Source organism: Paraglaciecola marina (assembly GCF_004360155.1).
GTDB classification, from domain to species: domain Bacteria; phylum Pseudomonadota; class Gammaproteobacteria; order Enterobacterales; family Alteromonadaceae; genus Paraglaciecola; species Paraglaciecola marina.
In genome coordinates this window covers 81102-100506 of record NZ_ML178721.1, presented here as the reverse complement: position 1 = coordinate 100506, position 19405 = coordinate 81102, and the positions used below count along the sequence as shown (strand labels likewise).

At 40.7% G+C, this 19405-nt stretch carries 19 protein-coding genes; 13 read left to right on the top strand and 6 right to left on the bottom strand.

Features of this window, described 5'->3' with window-relative positions; genetic code table 11:
* The first annotated feature begins 15 nt into the window (after positions 1-15).
* From aceF to EOK74_RS02425, 3 genes are all read left to right on the top strand, one after another.
* Entirely contained in the window at positions 16-1983 is a 1968-nt protein-coding gene (gene aceF / locus EOK74_RS02435; protein ID WP_133468318.1) for a pyruvate dehydrogenase complex dihydrolipoyllysine-residue acetyltransferase, read from the top strand.
* A gap of 150 nt (positions 1984-2133) precedes the next feature.
* A complete protein-coding gene (gene lpdA, locus EOK74_RS02430) occupies positions 2134-3564 on the top strand; it encodes a dihydrolipoyl dehydrogenase (protein WP_133468317.1) in 1431 nt (476 codons plus the stop codon).
* A gap of 79 nt (positions 3565-3643) precedes the next feature.
* A complete protein-coding gene (locus EOK74_RS02425; RefSeq protein ID WP_133468316.1) occupies positions 3644-4396 on the top strand; it encodes a hydratase in 753 nt (250 codons plus the stop codon).
* Between the two features lie 79 nt (positions 4397-4475).
* Here the strand turns inward: EOK74_RS02425 and EOK74_RS02420 are convergent, their stop codons facing one another.
* The 3 genes from EOK74_RS02420 to bglX all read right to left on the bottom strand — a co-directional run bounded on the left by EOK74_RS02420 (position 4476) and on the right by bglX (position 7924).
* Positions 4476-4892 (bottom strand): DUF6515 family protein, encoded by a 417-nt coding sequence (locus EOK74_RS02420; protein WP_133468315.1) that lies wholly within the window; start codon positions 4890-4892, stop codon positions 4476-4478.
* 126 nt (positions 4893-5018) lie between these two features.
* Positions 5019-5468, bottom strand: a complete 450-nt coding sequence (locus EOK74_RS02415; protein ID WP_133468314.1) for a DUF302 domain-containing protein — start codon at positions 5466-5468, stop codon at positions 5019-5021.
* A 71-nt stretch (positions 5469-5539) separates the two neighbouring features.
* The gene (bglX, locus tag EOK74_RS02410) at positions 5540-7924 is read right to left on the bottom strand and encodes a beta-glucosidase BglX (RefSeq protein WP_133468313.1); all 2385 of its coding nucleotides are present in this window, start codon (positions 7922-7924) and stop codon (positions 5540-5542) included.
* A 263-nt stretch (positions 7925-8187) separates the two neighbouring features.
* Between bglX and EOK74_RS02405 the strand changes: the two genes are divergently transcribed.
* The 3 genes from EOK74_RS02405 (at position 8188) to EOK74_RS02395 (ending at position 11307) form a co-directional block, all read left to right on the top strand.
* Positions 8188-10254: a M13 family metallopeptidase gene (locus EOK74_RS02405; protein ID WP_133468312.1), complete on the top strand. Its 2067-nt coding sequence runs from the start codon at positions 8188-8190 to the stop codon at positions 10252-10254.
* Between the two features lie 69 nt (positions 10255-10323).
* A complete protein-coding gene (locus EOK74_RS02400; protein ID WP_133468311.1) occupies positions 10324-11022 on the top strand; it encodes a hypothetical protein in 699 nt (232 codons plus the stop codon).
* Between the two features lie 21 nt (positions 11023-11043).
* On the top strand, positions 11044-11307 hold the full coding sequence (locus EOK74_RS02395) for a DUF1289 domain-containing protein (protein ID WP_133468310.1): 264 nt from the start codon (positions 11044-11046) through the stop codon (positions 11305-11307).
* Between the two features lie 16 nt (positions 11308-11323).
* Here EOK74_RS02395 and EOK74_RS02390 read toward each other — a convergent pair whose 3' ends face one another.
* On the bottom strand, positions 11324-12232 hold the full coding sequence (locus EOK74_RS02390) for an alpha/beta fold hydrolase (RefSeq protein ID WP_239023983.1): 909 nt from the start codon (positions 12230-12232) through the stop codon (positions 11324-11326).
* Between the two features lie 300 nt (positions 12233-12532).
* Between EOK74_RS02390 and EOK74_RS02385 the strand changes: the two genes are divergently transcribed.
* The 3 genes from EOK74_RS02385 (at position 12533) to EOK74_RS02375 (ending at position 15133) form a co-directional block, all read left to right on the top strand.
* Positions 12533-13378, top strand: coding sequence for an HDOD domain-containing protein (locus EOK74_RS02385; protein ID WP_133468309.1), 846 nt, complete (start codon positions 12533-12535; stop codon positions 13376-13378).
* 209 nt (positions 13379-13587) lie between these two features.
* The gene (locus EOK74_RS02380; protein WP_239023982.1) at positions 13588-14292 is read left to right on the top strand and encodes a DUF481 domain-containing protein; all 705 of its coding nucleotides are present in this window, start codon (positions 13588-13590) and stop codon (positions 14290-14292) included.
* Between the two features lie 100 nt (positions 14293-14392).
* Positions 14393-15133: a DUF481 domain-containing protein gene (locus tag EOK74_RS02375; RefSeq protein ID WP_133468307.1), complete on the top strand. Its 741-nt coding sequence runs from the start codon at positions 14393-14395 to the stop codon at positions 15131-15133.
* 61 nt (positions 15134-15194) lie between these two features.
* Here the strand turns inward: EOK74_RS02375 and EOK74_RS02370 are convergent, their stop codons facing one another.
* Positions 15195-16172 carry a GlxA family transcriptional regulator gene (locus tag EOK74_RS02370; RefSeq protein ID WP_133468306.1) on the bottom strand — a complete coding sequence of 326 codons (978 nt, stop codon included), beginning with the start codon at positions 16170-16172 and terminating at the stop codon, positions 15195-15197.
* A gap of 111 nt (positions 16173-16283) precedes the next feature.
* On the opposite strand from EOK74_RS02370, the gene EOK74_RS02365 reads away from it, so the two are divergent.
* From EOK74_RS02365 to EOK74_RS02350, 4 genes are read left to right on the top strand one after another with little or no spacing between them, the layout of a single operon-like run.
* Positions 16284-16919 (top strand): DJ-1/PfpI family protein, encoded by a 636-nt coding sequence (locus EOK74_RS02365; RefSeq protein WP_133468305.1) that lies wholly within the window; start codon positions 16284-16286, stop codon positions 16917-16919.
* A complete protein-coding gene (locus EOK74_RS02360; protein WP_133468304.1) occupies positions 16919-17536 on the top strand; it encodes a DJ-1/PfpI family protein in 618 nt (205 codons plus the stop codon). The genes EOK74_RS02365 and EOK74_RS02360 overlap by 1 nt, the downstream gene beginning before the upstream one ends.
* The gene (locus EOK74_RS02355) at positions 17530-17838 is read left to right on the top strand and encodes a DUF1272 domain-containing protein (RefSeq protein WP_133468303.1); all 309 of its coding nucleotides are present in this window, start codon (positions 17530-17532) and stop codon (positions 17836-17838) included. The genes EOK74_RS02360 and EOK74_RS02355 overlap by 7 nt, the downstream gene beginning before the upstream one ends.
* Positions 17835-18149, top strand: a complete 315-nt coding sequence (locus EOK74_RS02350) for a cupin (protein WP_133468302.1) — start codon at positions 17835-17837, stop codon at positions 18147-18149. The genes EOK74_RS02355 and EOK74_RS02350 overlap by 4 nt, the downstream gene beginning before the upstream one ends.
* Positions 18150-18186: 37 nt before the next feature.
* Here EOK74_RS02350 and EOK74_RS02345 read toward each other — a convergent pair whose 3' ends face one another.
* On the bottom strand, positions 18187-19383 hold the full coding sequence (locus tag EOK74_RS02345; protein ID WP_133468485.1) for a hypothetical protein: 1197 nt from the start codon (positions 19381-19383) through the stop codon (positions 18187-18189).
* Positions 19384-19405 lie beyond the last annotated feature (22 nt).

Sequence of the window (19405 nt, the reverse complement as noted above, 5' to 3'; positions counted from 1 at the left end):
TAAGGAATCTTATATATGTCTGATATTCAAAAAATTCTAGTCCCTGATGTGGGTGGCGAAGAAGTTGAAATCATTGAAATTTGTGTTGCCGTTGGTGATGCACTAGAAGCTGATGAAGGTATCGTTACCGTTGAAACTGATAAAGCTTCAATGGATATCCCCGCACCTTTTGCTGGTGAGTTAGCAAGCCTAGCCGTTGCCGTTGGTGACAAAATAAAAGAAGGTGACGTAATAGGCGAAATCAAAGCCGCGGGAGCAGATGCTCCAGCAGCTGAAGAGCCAGCAGCACCGGTAGCTGAAGCTCCAGCTATAGAAGCGGCACCTGCACCAGCAGAAGCTCCGGCACCTGCAACATCAGGTGCTAGCGAAGTCATCGAAGTTGCCGTACCAGATATTGGTGAAGACGGTGAAGTTGATGTTATCGATGTACTGGTAGCAGTTGGCGATGTCATTGAAGAAGAAGATGGCCTAATCACACTCGAAACTGACAAAGCGACTATGGATGTACCTTCTACCCATGCTGGTACAGTAAAAGAAGTGTTCATCAAAACTGGTGATAAAGTTAAACAAGGTACACTAGTTATTAAACTAGAAACCGCTAGCTCTGCATCTGAAGCTAGTACAGCACCTGCTGCTCCAGCGCCAGAAGCAGCTGCTCCGGCCGCCGCACCTGCAGCAAGTGAAACCCTTGAAGTAGCGGTACCTGATATTGGTGAAGACGGCGAAGTAGACGTTATCGACGTGCTTGTAGCTGTAGGGGATGAAATCGAAGAAGAAGACGGTTTAATCACCTTAGAAACTGATAAAGCAACTATGGATGTCCCTTCAACTCACGCAGGAACTGTGAAAGAAGTGTTCATCAAAACTGGTGATAAAGTTAAGCAAGGTTCAGTTGTTATTAAACTTGAGACCAAAGGTGGCGGTTCTGCTCCAGCTCCAGCGGCAGCAGCTCCGGCTCCTGCTCCGGCTCCAGCACCTGCAGCAGCGCCAACCCCAGCTCCTCAAGCGAAACCAGCTCCAGCGCCTGCTGCACCGAGTGACTTTAAGTCATCAGGTCCAGTATACACTTCTCCGGCTATTCGCCGTTTAGGTCGTGAATTTGGTGTAGATTTAAGCTTAGTGAAAGGAACGGGTCGTAAAGGACGTATCTTAAAAGAAGATGTTCAAGCATATGTAAAAGCAGCGCTTGCAGCGCCTAAAGCGGCAGCTGGCAGCAGTGCAGTAGTGGGCGACAATGTATTACAAATTGTTCCTGTTAAACCGGTTGATCATAGTAAGTTTGGTGAAGTTGAAGAAGTGGCCTTAGGTCGCATTCAGAAAATTTCTGGCCCATTCTTACATCGCAACTGGGCAACTATTCCACATGTTACTCAGTTCGATGAAGCTGATATCACAGATATCGAAGACTTCCGCAAAGAACAAAATGCTTACCATGCGAAGAAAAAGACAGGCTTAAAAATTACGCCACTCGTATTCGTGATGAAAGCGGTAGCACGGGCATTGGAGAAGTTCCCGAACATGAACTCATCTTTATCTGAAGACGGTGCTAGCTTAATTCTTAAAAAGTTTGTAAACATTGGTATTGCAGTAGCGACACCTGGTGGCTTGGTTGTACCGGTAATTAAAGACGTAAACAAAAAAGGCATTGAAGAGCTGTCTCAAGAGTTAATCGTTATTTCTGGTAAAGCCCGTGACGGCAAACTTAAAGCGTCTGACATGCAAGGTGGCACATTCACTATATCTAGCTTAGGAGGCATTGGTGGTACAGCATTTACTCCAATCGTAAATGCACCAGAAGTGGGTATTTTAGGTGTATCTAAGTCAGATATGAAACCTAAATGGAACGGTAAGGAATTTGAACCCAGATTAATGGTTCCGTTAAGTTTGTCTTATGACCATAGAGTGATTGATGGTGCAGAAGGTGCTGCGTTCTCAACAGAGGTTGCTAACAACTTAACCGATTTACGCCGTTTAGTACTTTAAAAAATACAAATCGATAACATATAAGTGTTATCGATTTTGCTTAACAGCATAAATAAAGTTAAAAAATATTTATTCACAGTGTATGGTTTACACACTCTTTTAAGAGATATAGCCATACATACTGTCATAACAGGATAATTTGAGGTTCAAATGAGCGAAATTAAAACTCAAGTAGTAGTATTAGGTGCAGGACCTGGTGGGTATTCAGCAGCGTTCCGAGCTGCAGATTTAGGTTTAGATGTAGTACTAATAGAAAGCCGCGAAACACTAGGTGGTGTTTGCTTAAATGTAGGCTGTATTCCTTCTAAAGCCCTATTGCACGTAGCTAAAGTCATCGACGATGCAGAAGCAATGGCTTCTCACGGTGTGACTTTTGGCAAACCAGAAATCGACCTAGACAAAATTCGTGGTTGGAAAGAAAGCGTAGTTGGTCAATTAACTGGTGGTTTAGGCGGCATGGCTAAAGGCCGTAAAGTCACCACAGTTTATGGTTTCGGTAAATTCACATCTGATAAAACAGTAGTGGTTGCAGGTAATGACGGCAAAGAAACCACTATTGCTTTTGATAACGCTATTATCGCAGCGGGTTCATCGGTTGTAGATTTACCTTTCATCCCAAATGATGATCCTCGTGTTATTGATTCAACTGGTGCTTTAGAACTTAAAGACGTTCCGGAAGAAATGTTAGTACTAGGTGGCGGTATTATCGGACTTGAAATGGGTACGGTTTATAACGCTTTAGGTTCTAACATCTCTGTAGTTGAATTTGCTGACCAACTAGTGCCTGCTGCTGATGCAGACATAGTTAAAGTTTACACCAACTACAACAAGAAAAAATTCAACATCATGTTGTCTACTAAAGTGGTTGCAGTTGAAGCTAAAGATGACGGTTTGTACGTTACCTTTGAAGGTAAAAATGCACCGGAAGGACAAGTTCGTTACGACAAGATCCTAGTAGCTGTTGGCCGTAAGCCTAACGGTAAACTAATCGATGCAGAAAAAGCCGGTGTTGCAGTAGATGAGCGTGGCTTCATCAATGTAACTAACGAGTTACGTACTAACGTTAACCACATCTTCGCTATCGGTGATGTTGTTGGTCAACCTATGCTTGCTCACAAAGCGGTACACGAAGCACATTGTGCTGCCGAAGTTATCTCTGGTAAGAAACACGTATTTGACCCTCGCTGTATTCCTTCAATCGCTTATACCGATCCAGAAATGGCTTGGGTTGGTGTTACAGAGCGTGAAGCAAAAGAGCAAGGCTTAAAAATTGAAGTTGCTAACTTCCCTTGGGCTGCATCTGGCCGTGCTATCGCATCTGCCCGCACCGAAGGTAAAACTAAAATGATCTTCGACAAAGAAACTGGCCGTGTTTTAGGTGGTGCAATTGTCGGTATCAATGCTGGTGAAATGTTAGGTGAAGTATGTCTTGCCGTTGAAATGGGCGCAGACGCTGAAGATGTAGGCTTAACCATTCATGCTCATCCTACACTTAACGAATCAATCGGCTTAGCTGCTGAGATCTTTGAAGGCTCAATTACTGATTTACCTAACGCTAAAGCCGTTAAAAAGAAGAAGTAAAACCTAGTGTTTAACATGTTTAAAAGGGCCTATTGGCCCTTTTTTATTATCTAAACAAACACATACATGGAGAAGGTAAATGAATAGTTTTGAAACAGCAGCCAAAGAACTGCTTAGCCGCCGTAAAGCAGGTACCAAAGCCCCTTGCTTAGATGAATCAATCCGCCCAACTAGCAATGACGATGCATTAGCTATTCAAGGTGAAATGGCCAAACTACACAAGGTAAAAGGTTGGAAGTGCTTATTACCACCTGCAGAAGGAAAAATAGTCGTCGCCCCAATTTTTGATGTACAACAAGACACGAATACTATTGAATTATACGCAGATAATGGCGTGGCCCGGGTAGAGCCTGAGATTGGCTTTGTCTTAGCTCGGCCCCTTGGACCAAACAGCAGTGGTTATACAGACACTGAAATTATTGACGCAATCGGCAGTACACACATGGCCTTAGAGTTAATACAGAGCCGTTATGCTGATGATTCAGATAAAGAGTTTGCCGATAGCTTAGCCGATTGTATGGTGAATCAAGGCGTGTTTGTTGGCCCAGAAGTAGACAAAGCCACGGCAATCGAGTTAAGTACAGTACAACTTAGTGTGACTCAAAAAGGCGGTACTCAAGTACTAGATGGTAAGCACCCCAACCCTCGAGCCATTGACGGGCTAGTATGGTTAATCAATTATATGACTAAACGGGGCGTTAGCTTTGAAGCTGGTGAAGTGATTATTACCGGGTCATTCAAAGGTGTGTTAGACATGGCCTTTGACGTTGAAACCACAATTGCTTACCAAGACTTAGCTGAATATACAGTGACATTTAAAGCTTTAGTGTAATTGTTAATGGAACTTAGGCTATGACTAAGCTCCTTATGCGTTAGACAAAACTAAATTACAGACACTTTGCCCCTTAGTATCAATTATCAAAGGGATTACTGACCACTTGATATTGTTCTTTATCGAAGTCATATCGATACCAAGTTGAGTGACTTCTGAAGTACTCATAATTATTAATGTGAACGACATCGTGCTGTTTAGGGATAGTAGCCACCCATGTCCCTATTGGGGCGGCAACGGCTACATATCCAGAAGGTGTAGGTTTATAAAACACACCATCAGACAAATATAGATCATCTTTAACGGCAACATGTCTTTTTGGCAATGACGTTATAATGGTGCCTATTAACACCCCAGCCCCTAAAATAAGCGCGGCCCCTGAGCCACCCGCTCGCACGTGGCCATGTATCGAACCACCTCTACGTCCACCAGGACCAATGGCACAAGATGTGAGCGCTAAGCAACAAATAAAGCAAATTATTTTACTATGTTTCATAAATTGGCTCCTACTAAAATAATATTAATGACAGTAGGTCAGACATCTGAAGTTAAAATAATTTCAGGCGTAAGTAAGGAAACAATGTGCAAATTAGCCTTAAATAGCGGTTAATACCTTTACTCTTTACTTTGCGATGGCTGCTTTTGAAAACGAACTTAACGCCCCAGACACTTTGTTAATAACCAAGTCACAGCCTTTTATAAGGTGACGATTTTTCAAATAGCTAGGGTCGTTATAAGCCAACCACACCTTATTTTCATCTTCTGTTATCAACACTTTTTGTGGTAAATCGATGGCAGTATTTTGAGCGCATTGCATCAAGCGCGTACCCACTTTAGGGTTACCAAACAATATGACTTGAGTTGGCTCGAGTTCTAATCCTACCTTAGCGGCATTTTGCTGATGATCTATGACAGAAAACACAGTAAAGCCTTTTCCAAGCACTATGTTTTTAAATCGAGCCATAGTTTCATCCACTGAATAGGGACTTTCATATCGTATTAAGCCTTCGCTAGCAGATGCCGTAAAACTAATATTCAAAAAAACTAAACCTAAAAGCAGCAACCTATTCATTTTTATATTCCTATTTATTCAAATTACACTTCTTAAAAGCAAACAAAAACCACACGTGTTTTATCAACTCATCAATCTGTTAGAGTAAAAGCTAGGGTCTGAACTTGATTAGACGCGCCTCCAACCATAACATCGAACTCTCCAGGCTCTGTCCCCCAAGTCATATCAGCTCTGAAAAACGCTAAATCGGCAGGGGTGAGGGTAAACTTAACATTTTTGGTTTCTCCAGGTGCAAACTCTAGCTTCTGAAAACCTTTGAGCTCTTTTATAGGACGAGTAATTGACCCCACTTTTTGATGTGTATACAGCTGAATGACTTCCTCCCCCTTTCTATCACCAATATTTGTTACCTGTACCGTTATAGTCAGTTCACCTTTAGGCGTTAATTTTTCGCTACTTAATATTGGAGGGCTGTATTCAAACTGGGTATAACTTAGCCCGTGACCAAAAGCGTATAGAGGGGAATTGAGAGAATCATCATAACGGGAAGTATATTCTGCAGGCGTATGAGCCGGATTAGCAGAGCCTATTGGTCGCCCAGTGTTTTTGTGGTTATAAAATAGCGGAACTTGCCCCACTGTTCTTGGAAATGTCATAGGTAACTTGCCCGCTGGGTTGTATTTACCTAGCAATACATCAGCCACAGCTTGCCCGCCCATAGTGCCCGGATACCAAGCATGTAAAATGGCATCAACATTACTGTCAGCCCACCTTAAATCATTGGGTCGACCACTCATCACCACTAAAATAAGGGGCTTGTTCAAGCTACGTAGAGCTTCCATTAGTACTTGTTGGTTTCCGGGTAAACTTAACTCTGTGCGACTAGAGGCTTCGCCAGACATTCTTTGGTCTTCACCTAGAACCATCACCACTACATCAGACTCTTTTGCAATCTTAAGAGCTTCATCTATCTCAGTTTGTAAATCTTGTACAGTCTGACCTGAAACCGGGACATCTATGTCCATGAGTGAAGACATACCCGTATGAGATAACAAATATGAGTGAGTGGCTCCTTTGGCATAACGTGTGGTGACGTCTTCACCGAGTATACTTTCAAGTCCCTCTTTGACAGTTACCGGTTGCGCTCCACGGTCACCCGCTCCAGCCCAATTGCCAATCATGTCATAGCGGTTATCAGCTAACGGACCAATAAGTGCAATACTGTTAATTTTTTTAGTATCAATAGGTAGGGTTTGATTATGATTTTTTAATAACACCATAGAGCGTCTTGCCATATCGTTAGCTGCGGCGAGGTTTTCTTTTGTAAGAATGCGCTGAGCGGCGCGCTTATCATCATGATAACGGTAAGGATCTGCAAATAAACCTAAACGCCACTTCATTTCAAGAATTCGTCTTACCGCACCGTTTAACCTAGCCTCAGAAACCTTTCTCTCTTCGATTAATAGCTTCAGATATTTTAGGTAGGTTTGGCCCACCATATCCATATCTGCCCCACCATTAAAGGCAAGCTGAGCGGCATGCTTTTCATCTTTGGCATAACCGTGGGCCACTAACTCCTTAACTGCGGTGTAGTCAGTTACAACAAACCCTTTGAACCCCCATTTATCTCTCAGTACATCTTCAAGTAAATAGCGATTCCCCGTAACCGGCGTACCATTTAAATCATTAAAACCTGTCATAAATGTGGTCACCCCTGCATCTAACATAGCTTTAAAAGGCAGTAAATAAAGGCTCCACAAACTATGTTCAGATATATCTGTAGAATTGTAATCTCTGCCAGCTTGAGATGCGCCATAACCGACAAAATGCTTAGCAGTGGCCATGATAGTGTCATCTAGGCTGATATCTTCTCCTTGAAAACCTTTGACTCTGGCCACCGAAATAGCAGATGTTAGTAATGGGTCCTCTCCTACGCTTTCTGACACTCTCCCCCATCGTGGGTCTCTTACTATGTCTGCCACAGGTGCAAAGGTCCACATTATACCGTCAGCAGACGCCTCCTTAGCTGCAATTTTCGCACTTAACCGTATGGCTTCTAAGTCCCAGCTGGCAGCTTCACCAATAGATTGAGGGAATATAGTTTTATGACCATGGATCACATCATGACCCATGATAATCGGAATGCCTAAGCGAGTTTGCTCTACGGCTATTGTTTGTAAGCGTTTACCAAATTCCGCCCCATAGGCATTAAAAATAGCCCCGACATTGCCATTTCTAATTTGTTGTTCGTAAGCTGCGTTAACAAACGGACCTGTTACCCCTCTATAACCACTTTGTAAATCAAGCTGTCCTATCTTTTCGTCTAAGGTCATCTTCTCCAGTAAATCATCAATAAACTTATCCATTGAGAGACTACTGTTTCGCCAATCATTTTGAGACAGTTCTTGATTGCTATTAGGGTTAATTACATCACTAAACATAGTTGGGTTAGCGTGTATACACTGGGAGAATAAAAAGACTAAAGCACAGTAACTAGTTTTAATACAAAAATTCATAGGGGCCTATTTTGAAACATGTATAAGTCTTTTGACCAAAACAAAGTGAAATAGTTGTACTTTTTACTTACAACCTAACAGGGGTTAAGTAATCCTTTTGACATTTATCCATAAAATAATGACGCAATACAGATATAGAAACAATTTCTGACACTTAAGTTCAGGCTACTTTTGCACAACACTAAACCAGGCAGTAAAATGCCGCGGCAAATCCCCGATTAAAATCGAGAGTAAATTCATTACTCCGTGTAACAGGTAGACAGATGAAAAAAGTTAATTTACTAGCATTAGGAGTCAGTATTGCGCTAGGACTTAGTGCATGTACTCCACCAGAAACCAAAGAAGAGTCAGCACCAAGCGTAACAGAAGCGGCAGTTCCACTCACCTCAGGCATTGATTTAACGGCTATTGATAACACAGTTCGTATTCAAGATGACTTGTTTAGGCACGTAAACGGCGAATGGCTAAAGACAACAGAGATACCATCAGATAAATCAGGCTACGGAGTCTTCAATGTTCTTTATGACGACACACAAGACAATCTTAAAATCTTGATCCAAAACGCAGCAAAAAGTACCGCAGAGAAAAGCTCAAACTCTCAAAAATTAGGAGACATGTACAATAGCTATATGGATGTTGAGTTGGTAAATACCTTGGGACTAACGCCATTACAGCCGATATTAGATGACATAAATGCTATAGAAAGCATGGAACAGTTATCTAAAATGTTTGGGGAACTTTATGTTTTAGGAGTGGCTGGCCCATTTGGCTACTACAATACCCCAGACGCCAAAAATCCTACTATCGAGGCACTGTATTTATATCAAAGCGGTTTAACTCTGCCTGATAGAGACTATTACAGTAAAGAAGATGAGAAGTTTGTTAATTTCCGAGCGGCGACACAGGCCTACATAGCTGACGTATTAGCAAAAACAGGGCACTCATCTGCCACTGATGCAGCCAGTCATATAATGGCGTTAGAAAAAGACATAGCGGCTAGCCATATTTCTAGTGTTGAGCGCCGTGACGCAGAAAAAAATTACAACAAGCAAACTGCGACCCAAGTTAATGCTTTACTTGGCAGCTTTGATTGGAATGCCTACGCAGAGGTCGGTGGTATAGGACAAGTACAAGACGTAATTGTCAGAAACATGCCTTATTTCGAAAAAGTAGCCGATATCTTTGCTTCTCATAGTCTACAAACCTGGAAAGACTACCTAACCTACAATTTAGTGGACACTTACGCCCCTCGTTTAAGTCAAGATTTTGTGGATTTACATTTTGCTTTTCACTCCACCACTCTAAATGGCATTCCAGAACAACAGCCTCGCTGGAAACGTGCAGTAGCCTCTACCAGTGGTGTACTTGGTGAAGTTTTAGGACAACAATATGTAGAAAAGCATTTCACGCCTGAAGCAAAAGCCAAAATGGATGCGTTAGTTACCAACCTGACGAAAGCGTATGGAGAAAGCATTCAACAACTAGATTGGATGACCGCAGAAACCAAAAAAGCGGCGCTGCAAAAACTAGAAGCCTTTACCCCTAAAATTGGTTACCCAGACAAATGGCGAGATTACTCTGAACTAGAAATCCGCGCAGATGACTTAGTGGGCAACTATTTACGTTATTCACGCTTTGATCACTTTTATGAAGTAAACAAAATTGGCAAAGCCGTTGATACATCAGAATGGGGCATGACGCCACAAACTATCAATGCTTATTACCACCCGATACGGAATGAAATTGTCTTCCCAGCGGGTATTTTACAACCGCCATTTTTTAACATGGACGCCGATGATGCCGTTAATTATGGTGCCATTGGTGCCGTAATTGGTCATGAAATGGGGCATGGTTTTGATGATCAAGGCTCAAAATATGATGGCGACGGTAATCTACGTAGTTGGTGGACAGAGCAAGACAGAGAAGCTTTTGATGCATTAGGTCAAAACCTAGTAGCCCAGTTTGACAAGTTTGAGCCAATCGAAGGACAGCACGTAAATGGCTCGCTAACCTTAGGTGAAAACATAGGCGATTTATCAGGTGTTACTATAGGATACAAAGCCTACCAGATGTCACTTCAGAACCAAGAAGCGCCCGTTATCGACGGATTAACCGGTGACCAACGTTTCTTCATGGGTTATGCCCAAGTATGGCGTAGCAAATACCGCGAAGATGCATTAAGAGCAAGATTATTGAGTGACCCACACTCACCTGGCGAATATCGTGTAAACGGCATCGCCAGCAATGTTGATGCTTTTTATAAGGCTTTTGATGTAAAAGAAGGTGACGCTATGTACATTAAGCCAGAAGACAGAGTGAAAATTTGGTAATTTAACTCCCGCAGTAATAAATCAACAAGACCGCAATCATGCGGTCTTTTTTCAGCCTTTGAGAGTCAGATGAAATTTTGGCGAAAACTACATAAATGGATAGCTTGTCTGATAGGAATACAGATCCTACTTTGGATAAGTGGCGGCGTGGTAATGAGTGCATTTCCTATTGAAAATGTACGGGGTAAACACTTGCTACTGCCTACCTTAAAACAAAATCTTAAAAAGCCTGTAGTTACAAACGATATATCACTCTCTAAATGGCAAAGTCTGAGCTGGAAATTAAGTCAAAACAACTGGGTACTAGAAGCAGTAAACATTGAAGGACAAACATACTGGCTAAACCCTTCTACAGGAAAACCCGCTCCATATCTTACCCAGGCGAACATTCTGGCGTTAGCTGAGTCTCGCCATGCTAAGGGTGCAAAGGCTAAAACCGTCATAAATCTAAAAACCATTCCTTTTGAGGTTAGACATTTAAATCTGCCAATGTATCAAGTCAACTTCGACGACTGGATACACACGAGTTTTTATATCAACCCACAATCTGGAAAAATAGTCTCGGTACGCAGTGACATTTGGCGTCTGTATGATTTTTTCTGGATGTTACACATTATGGATTACCAAGACCGTGAAGACTTTAATCATCCCTTATTGATTGGAGCAGCAGGTTTATCTCTGCTGTTTACCTTAACAGGTTTAATACTTGTCTATTTTTCAGTCTTAAAACCTTGGTATGCTAAACTCAAATACCGTAAACGTTTTTGACCAATAACACCTGAGGCAATAGTGAAGCAGATTGAAATCTTTGAAATTACTAGCCCATGTATTGGCGTTTGCCAATCAGGGCCAAAGGGATTTTGTTTAGGTTGCTATCGCTCCAGAGACGAACGTTTACACTGGACAAAATTAGAACAAGACGTGCAAAGTAAAATCGTCAAAGCCTGCGGCATTAGAAAAAGGCGTGCACAACAAAATACAAGGCGTAAAAAATCACTTGATAACCCTTCACCACAACTTAACTTACTGGGTGATGCGTCAGAAGATAAATAAGTTGTTATTGACCTTACTAGCTAGCAGTCCCTATTAGTTCCAGAATATCGTTAGCTATCTGTGGTAACAACTCGTCGGGCAATGTATGCCCCATTCCCGAATAAACCTTTATTTTTGAATAGGGGATCGCCTGAGCTGTGGCAAACCCACATGCGACAGGTATCAGAGGGTCATCATCCCCATGTAGAATTAAGCTTGGGGTCTTAACAGCTTTTAATGCCTGCGTTCTATCCCCTGAGCTCAATATGGCAGCAAGCTGACGAATATTACTTTTAGGATTAAGCCCTCGCTTAACCGACAGCCTTAGTAACTCTGACACCTTCTCTTTTTGAAATTGATACGTGTTGCCATGTAAGGCTTGCCATAAAGACAACCCAAATGTCACAAATTCATCAGCTTGTTTAGGGGGCCGTTTAAACAAATTTTTCAGAAATATGAGCTTAGGTTTTGGTAATTGTCTATTGCCAGTGGTTGACATAATAGAAGTCAAACTTTTCACTCTATTAGGGGCATTGATAGCCATCAATTGCGCAATCATACCTCCCATAGACGCCCCTACAATATGAGCATGTTTTATCTGCAATGAATCCATTAAACCCAACGTATCATTAGCCATATCATTTAATGAATAGGGCGCATCTAGCGCTCGACCAAATATAACACTTGCCAACAAAGCTAAATGGGAAGGCGGATTAGCAGAATTACACCAAGTACTTTTACCGATATCACGATTATCGAACCTGATCACACGATAACCTTTTGAAGCCAAAATTTCACAGAACCTGACATCCCAAAAAACCATTTGAGTAGCAAGGCCCATAATCAAAATGATTACAGGGTGCTCTTCTTTACCAAAACTATCATAGTTAATCTCTATACCGTTTGTGCTGACAACACGCTCAGCTGTGTACATAGTTGTAGTCACGTAAGTTTTTATTTCCCAGCTTACAAGGGAATCGACTATAAAGTTAATGGGCCTTAAATTTCAAATAAATTTTGAATTACTATCAAAATCATATATTCAAAACTCCTAGATCGGCGCACTACCAATAAATTTGCAGATGCTCCCTTTAGCTACGGAAGGTGAAACTTTATAAGTTTCATTGGGTTGCTAGTTAGTTCAATTTTTATATATCTATACTCATACCTATTACGCTAAGAAGAGACGCAGAATTATCAAACTCTCGTTTATTATAGATTCACATTAAATGCTGAAGGATAAAACATGCCCCCTATTCAACCAACTGATATTGCGAAAGTAGCGAGTCAATCATTTGCGCTGCCGGATGTTTGCTTGCGCCTGAGGGCTATGTTGGATGATGAGCAATCCTCTTTAAATGACTTAGGTAGCTTAATAGCTTTAGATCCCTTACTGTCATCAAAACTTTTAAAGCTTGCAAACAGTCCATTATTTAGGTTTGAATCTCAAATAGACTCCTTATCCAAAGCTATAAATGTCATTGGAGGAGAGGCTTTGTATAACTTGGTAATGGCAGAAACAGCCAGCTCGGCATTCAACCATTTCAGTAGTGATGTTATTGATTTAAAACGCTTTTGGTTACAAAGTATCTATGCGGCCTTAGTCGCTAAGCATTTAGCAAAAATAATTAAAATCAGAGGAAGCGAACGCTTTTTCCTATTAGGTTTATTACACAATATAGGAGAATTATTAGTAGCAATGCACGCTCCTAAACTCGCCATTCAATGTGGTACGTATGATAGACAAATCTCACCTTGGAGCCTGCAGCAAAAAGTTTTGGGGTTTAATTATGCAAATTGTAGCTCTAACTTATTGGAGTTATGGCAAATACCTCCACAACTTTATTTACCAGTAATGCATGCTCATAACGAGGATAAAGCTTTAGAGGATATAGATGTAGCCGTAATTTATACTTCAGCAAGAGCTGCCGTGGCTATGACAAATAACGATTATTATTCAACAGATGATTTAGTGACCCAAGAAATACTTAATTACTTAAATGTCGATAAAGAAGATTTGCAAGATGCAATCAAATTTGCCCTAATGGAATCTGAAAATATTTTGAACATTATGAAACCATCACTGTCATAGAGTGGCTACAAAGCCAGCTATTGAGAAGATTAGTGACACATTTTTATAATGAAAGCTATCCACTTAAGCCTTTCTTTTCGATATACTTTTGACAAATCATTCACACTAAACACTATGCTTATTGATCAATGCGACAGTTTTTAATTCTTTTAATATTACTAGCTCCTCAATATAGTTACGCTAGACCAGACATAATGAAGTCAATGTACATGACTGAAAGACCGAACTTTGATGAAGAAGAGCTATCGGTCATTAGTGAGCTTGGCTTTTTACTTATCAGTGGCAATACCAACACCTCGACTACCGCTGCAAAATTAAATATTAGCCAAGAGTTACAGACCTGGAGCTATCAACTTGTCGGTGATTTTCTATATACACAAAGTGAATCTGAAGTGGATGGAAAGACCGAAGATGTTGCCAGTGCTCAAAAGCTATTTTTATCAAGTCAATTTGATTACAAATTTACCGATACTAACAATCGCCTATTTGTTTATAGTGATTTTGAAAGAGATCGTTTTAATGACTACCGCTATCAAGCTGCCTTAGCTGCAGGTTGGTCTTCTAGGCTTTGGAACAACGAACAAAGTGAATTAAGATATAGTATAGGCCCTGGCTATAGTATATCTGATGAAATGCCTGACACAATCACTGAAGACCAAAATGGTTTTATAGTAAGAGCGGCAATGGAATATAAGTGTAAAATATCTCCTCAAGCAACCTTTAGACAATATCTCAGTACCGAAGCAGATAACGAATATACTCGAACAAAGTCAGAAAGTTCTTTATCTACACGCCTTTCGGGTGCTTTAGCCATGAAACTGAGTATAATACTCAACCATGACTCTGGCATTAACAATACTGACGAGGAGCTTGATACCGAAGCTGCCGTCACCTTAGTTTACCAATTTCTTTAAAAATCAATGGTTTTAGAGTGCACACTAATTTATTGGTGTGCTAACTCGGCTTATAAAACAAAGGCCTAACTAAAACCGAAATACACAACAGGACAATGAAATGAAAAAATCTCTTATTTTACTAGCACTTTGTGCAGCGGGAAATGCTTACGCAGCTGACGAAGTTAAGCCGTTTACAATGGACGGCGAATTCGGATATATCGCGACTACTGGTAACACCGAAACTAGCACAATAAAAGGTAAATTATCTGCGCATCAAGAATTAGATCAATGGAGTAACGACTTTGTTTTTGAAGCTCTATACAAAAAAGATAAATTAGAAGATGACGATGGTGTACTTCAGCCTTCTGAAACCACAGCGCAAAAATTCTTTTTATCTGGACAAGCAAATTATAAATTAGAAAACCCTGATCACAGGTTGTTTGGTTTTGCTTCATATTCAGATGATAGATTCAGCAGTTATAACTACCAATCAACTATTGCTGCTGGTTGGTCACAAAAAATGTGGGAAAATGACACTAGCCAATTTAATTATAGTATTGGTCCAGGTTATTCATTTAACGAAACAATCGAAGATGTAGAGCAAAACAGCTTCATCGTTAGGGGCGCATTAGACTATCAATGGAAAATTTCTGATACTTCAACTTTTAAACAAGCGCTTAGTACAGAGGTAGGTAGTGATAACACCAAATCTAAATCTGAAACGTCAGTGTCTGCAGTAATTAGTGGTGCCTTGTCTATGAAAGTGTCTTTAATCATGGACCACAACACTGATGTGACTGATGATACTGAAAAACTTGATACCCAAACTTCATTAACACTAGTCTATAGCTTCTTTTAAGCCCTAGTTTCTAGCAGGTATAAACTTTATACCTGCTAGCATTTCAACTCTTCTGATTACACTACTTGCAATGCATTTTTTTAAACATAGCAGGTGACACTCCATACATAGCCACAAAGCTATTGCGAAAACCCAATTCAGATTGATAGCCCACTTTTTGATGAACAGCCTTTACGGCTTCTCCCTGCTCTAATAATAACTTAGCTCGATTTAAGCGCCTTTTCTCCAAAAACTTGGAAGGACTCGTTCCAATCTCATTAGTAAATTTTCGATAGAATGTACGCTCAGTCAAACAAGCTTGTGCAGCCATATCAGAGACTTTTATAGGCTTAGTTAAGTTATTTTCTAACCACAGTAAAACATCTGAAAACTTATGGTTATTTTGTACTGCAAGTAACTCACTAAATTGAGACTGATGTCCAGGTCGATGTACATAAACCACTAACCATTTAGCGATTTCATGCATGACTTTATTATGATGATCTTGGCCCACCATTGCCAAAGCCATATCAATTCCTGTGGTTACCCCTGCTGAAGTCCAAATATTATTATCAACACAATACAAAGCATCTGGCTCAACGTTAACAGCGGGAAACTCATCAGCCATTTGCGCAACATCAGCCCAATGGGTTGTAGCTCTTTTATTATCTAAAAAGCCAAATGCGGCTAATACTAAAGCACCTGAGCAAACTGAGCCGATACGTTCAGCCCTAGATATATTAGTTAAGAGCCAATCTTGTAATAGGGTATCAGAAGTGACCTTTTTGATAGCCCCACGGCTCCCTCCTACCACAATAAGAGTGTCATAACGACCAACCTGGATAGATGCTAACTTTTGACTATTCACTTCAATACCAGAGCGAGACTTAACTAGCCCTCCAGAAGAGGACACAGTTAACACTTGATAAGAAGGCTTTTGCAACAATCCTTGAGCACCATTAAATACTGAAGAAGGCCCGGATAAATCTAATAACTCGAACTGCTCAAATATCACAAATAACACTCGACGATTTGCAGTTTCTAGGCTGGCATTATTCATTATCTTCCCTATCACAAACAAAATACTGGCAGAAAAATATATTTTTATGTCATTTATGTCAAACAAATTAGCGGCTAATCTTTGTTGCATCATTACTCATAAGGACACGTCATGAAATTTGGCTTTATCGTTTATGCGCAGGTCACAGCAATTGATTTTACCGCTCCGGCTCAGGTATTTAGCCAACTGCCCGATGCAGAAATTCACCTAATTGGAGCCAATTATGATGCAGTAAAAACCGATGCGGGTTTTTCAGTAAACCCTACTTGCTCAATTCAAGACGCACCACAAATGGACCTATTATGTATACCCGGTGGCCTGGGACAAAAAGTCGTATCAGACGACCCAATGTTTATGAGCTTTATAGAAGGCCAGGGTAATCGAGCAAATTATGTAACGTCAGTTTGCTCAGGCTCACTCATTCTTGCTAAAGCAGGGCTACTAGATGGGTTTAAGGCTACGAGTCACTGGGCAACCTTAAATATATTAAAGAGGTTCAATGTAACGCCTACTAAACAAAGAGTCGTCATTGATGGTAATCGCATAACTGGTGGAGGGGCAACGGCTGGTCTTGATTTTGGACTAAGTGTGGTAGCACAACTTTTCGGCGAAGACCTAGCAAAAATGATTCAATTAGGACTAGAGTATGACCCAGCGCCACCTTTTACATCAGGCTCACCAGAACTCGCCGGTCCCAAACTAACAGAACAAGTTTTAAAGATTTTCTGTAAGGCTGAGATAATTTAATGCTGTTAACAAACCACTCATTAAATATAGGCATTTATATTTACGATAATGCCGAAGTATTAGACTTTTCAGGGCCCTTTGAAGTTTTCTCCACGGCTGTTCGATTAAGCAAACAACCAGACATCAACAACGTTTTTCTAATTGGTGAAACAGGAAGGCACATTAACGCTAGGGCGGGATTTAAGGTTTTACCTAAATTTAATATTAATAATCACCCTAACCTCAGTGTACTGATTATACCTGGTGGGTTTCACTCAAATGAATTAACTAAAGCACTGGTCATAAAATGGATTTCGCAGCAGGCAATGAAAGTACCTATTACTGCCTCAGTCTGTACCGGAGCATTTTTACTAGCCAAAGCAGGGCTTTTGCAAGGTCTGACATGCACCACTCACTGGGAGAATATAAATGAATTTAAAGCGGCTTTTCCAGATAGTCCCATTATTGAAAATATCCCTTGGGTTGACCACGAACAAGTTATTACCTCTGCCGGCATTTCAGCAGGTATAGATATGAGCTTACATTTAGTAGAAAAGTTGTTTAGTCCCTCCCTTGCAAAAAGAACAGCCAGACAAATGGAATATCACTGGTGTCAGACAGGAGAATCAAAATGTTAGAAATTAAACCCAATTGCGAATGCTGTGATAGCGATTTACCAGCTCACTCAGAACAAGCATATATCTGCTCTTACGAATGCACATTCTGTATCGACTGTGTCACCACCCTACTTCAAAATGTTTGCCCAAATTGTGGTGGTGGTTTTACCCCAAGGCCAATACGTCCATCGGTTGCCTACAGAACAGGAGTAAGCTTGCAACATCACCCAGCATCAACTCAGCGTGTCCATAGCGAATATTCGAAAACAGAATTATTGACCTTTAGCCTGAACATCAAAAATATAGCACCAAGAAAAAGATGAGCAAAATCACTCAAGGAAAGTCCTTTACCGCAGAAAAGCCATGGGAAGCAATAACCATTGCCAATATGAATGGCATCACCACCCGTTTACACTGGACCAATAAACCTTACTGCTGGCATATCAACGAAGGCGAAGAAATCTTTGTTGTCCTAAACGGTGAAGTAGTGATGCACTATGAGAATAACAGCATAATACAATCATCGCTTTTACAAACTGGGGATATATTTCACGGGTCTATCGGTACTAAACATTACGCAGAACCTATTGGTGAGGCGAGAGTCTTAGTGATTGAAAGCGAGGGAAGTATTTAAATTAACTAATACAACATGTCGTAAGAAAAATATTTAATCACCAACGATATTCCAACACCGCCAAACTCTGTTGTTGGTCGATACTAACGTTTTGACCTAGAGTAGCCCTGATATCTGCTGAGTTTTGATTAAAGTGTTGTTCAAGCCCTACTTGCCAATGCATATTCAGATCGTAGCGCCACGCTATTGTGAGGGCTTCACCATCACTATTATTTGGATCCCAAGGGAAAATATCATCTTCACTCACTTCAAATAAATCAAAGCGGGCACTAAACCTATGAGATTTATATTTATGACTTAACATCAAATACCAAGCATCAAAATCAATATACACAAAATGCTTCCCCATAATTGAGCTACCAGTCATCCATTGTGTAATCAAGCGAGTATTTTTATTAAACTTATGCTGCAAAGCAATTGAATGAAACTTAGTCCGCCAAGCATATAAACGTTCATAATTGACCACGTTAGGATCAGCTTGATTGTCATAATAATAATAACGAAAACTAGATTGTCGGTAATAATCTAGATGAGCTCCAAGGTAAAACCCAAATCGTCCATCTAATTCATGGAAAGGCTCAACATAATCTGGATGAAAAATTCTATCTTCTTGCACCACACTTGGATAGGCAGCAAAAGGGACCTTATCATTATTGAGACTTTGTCTATCATGCATTGCAAACCCTCTCCAACTAATGACTGTCCCTAACGTGTCATTGCCCTTATATACCGAACCATGCAACTCCCAAGAAAAAGCACTATTGCGACTACGCCCAGGACTATACAGCGTTAATTCAAGGCCAGCTGTTCGTAATTCTTCACCAATCCAGCTATTTATGGCTGATTGTGTATAAGTAAAAGGCGAGAGCCACCCCGTATCAACATTTTCTAGGGACATTTTAGGGTAAAAAAAACCAGCCCTAGCTCGCCATCTAATTTTATCTTTACTTAATGGCTTAAATGCGACCTGAGCTTGGGAAACGCCAATATTCTGTGAGCCTAATTGATAAACGTTTCCTACTAGTGAATAGCTCAATCCACTAGTGAAGCTATCAGAAACCTTCACTAGTCCTTGCTGCAAATTGACGCTATTCTCTGAGTAGGCCAGAATCCCAGTATCCTGCTCAAACCAAGCAGGTAATTCATCGGATTTGACATAATTAAGCTGAACAACCCCTTCTATTTCAAAAGCATAAGTTTTGGTAAAACTCAGTAAAACTATCCAACCAAGCATATGCTTGGTTCTAATAAGAGTT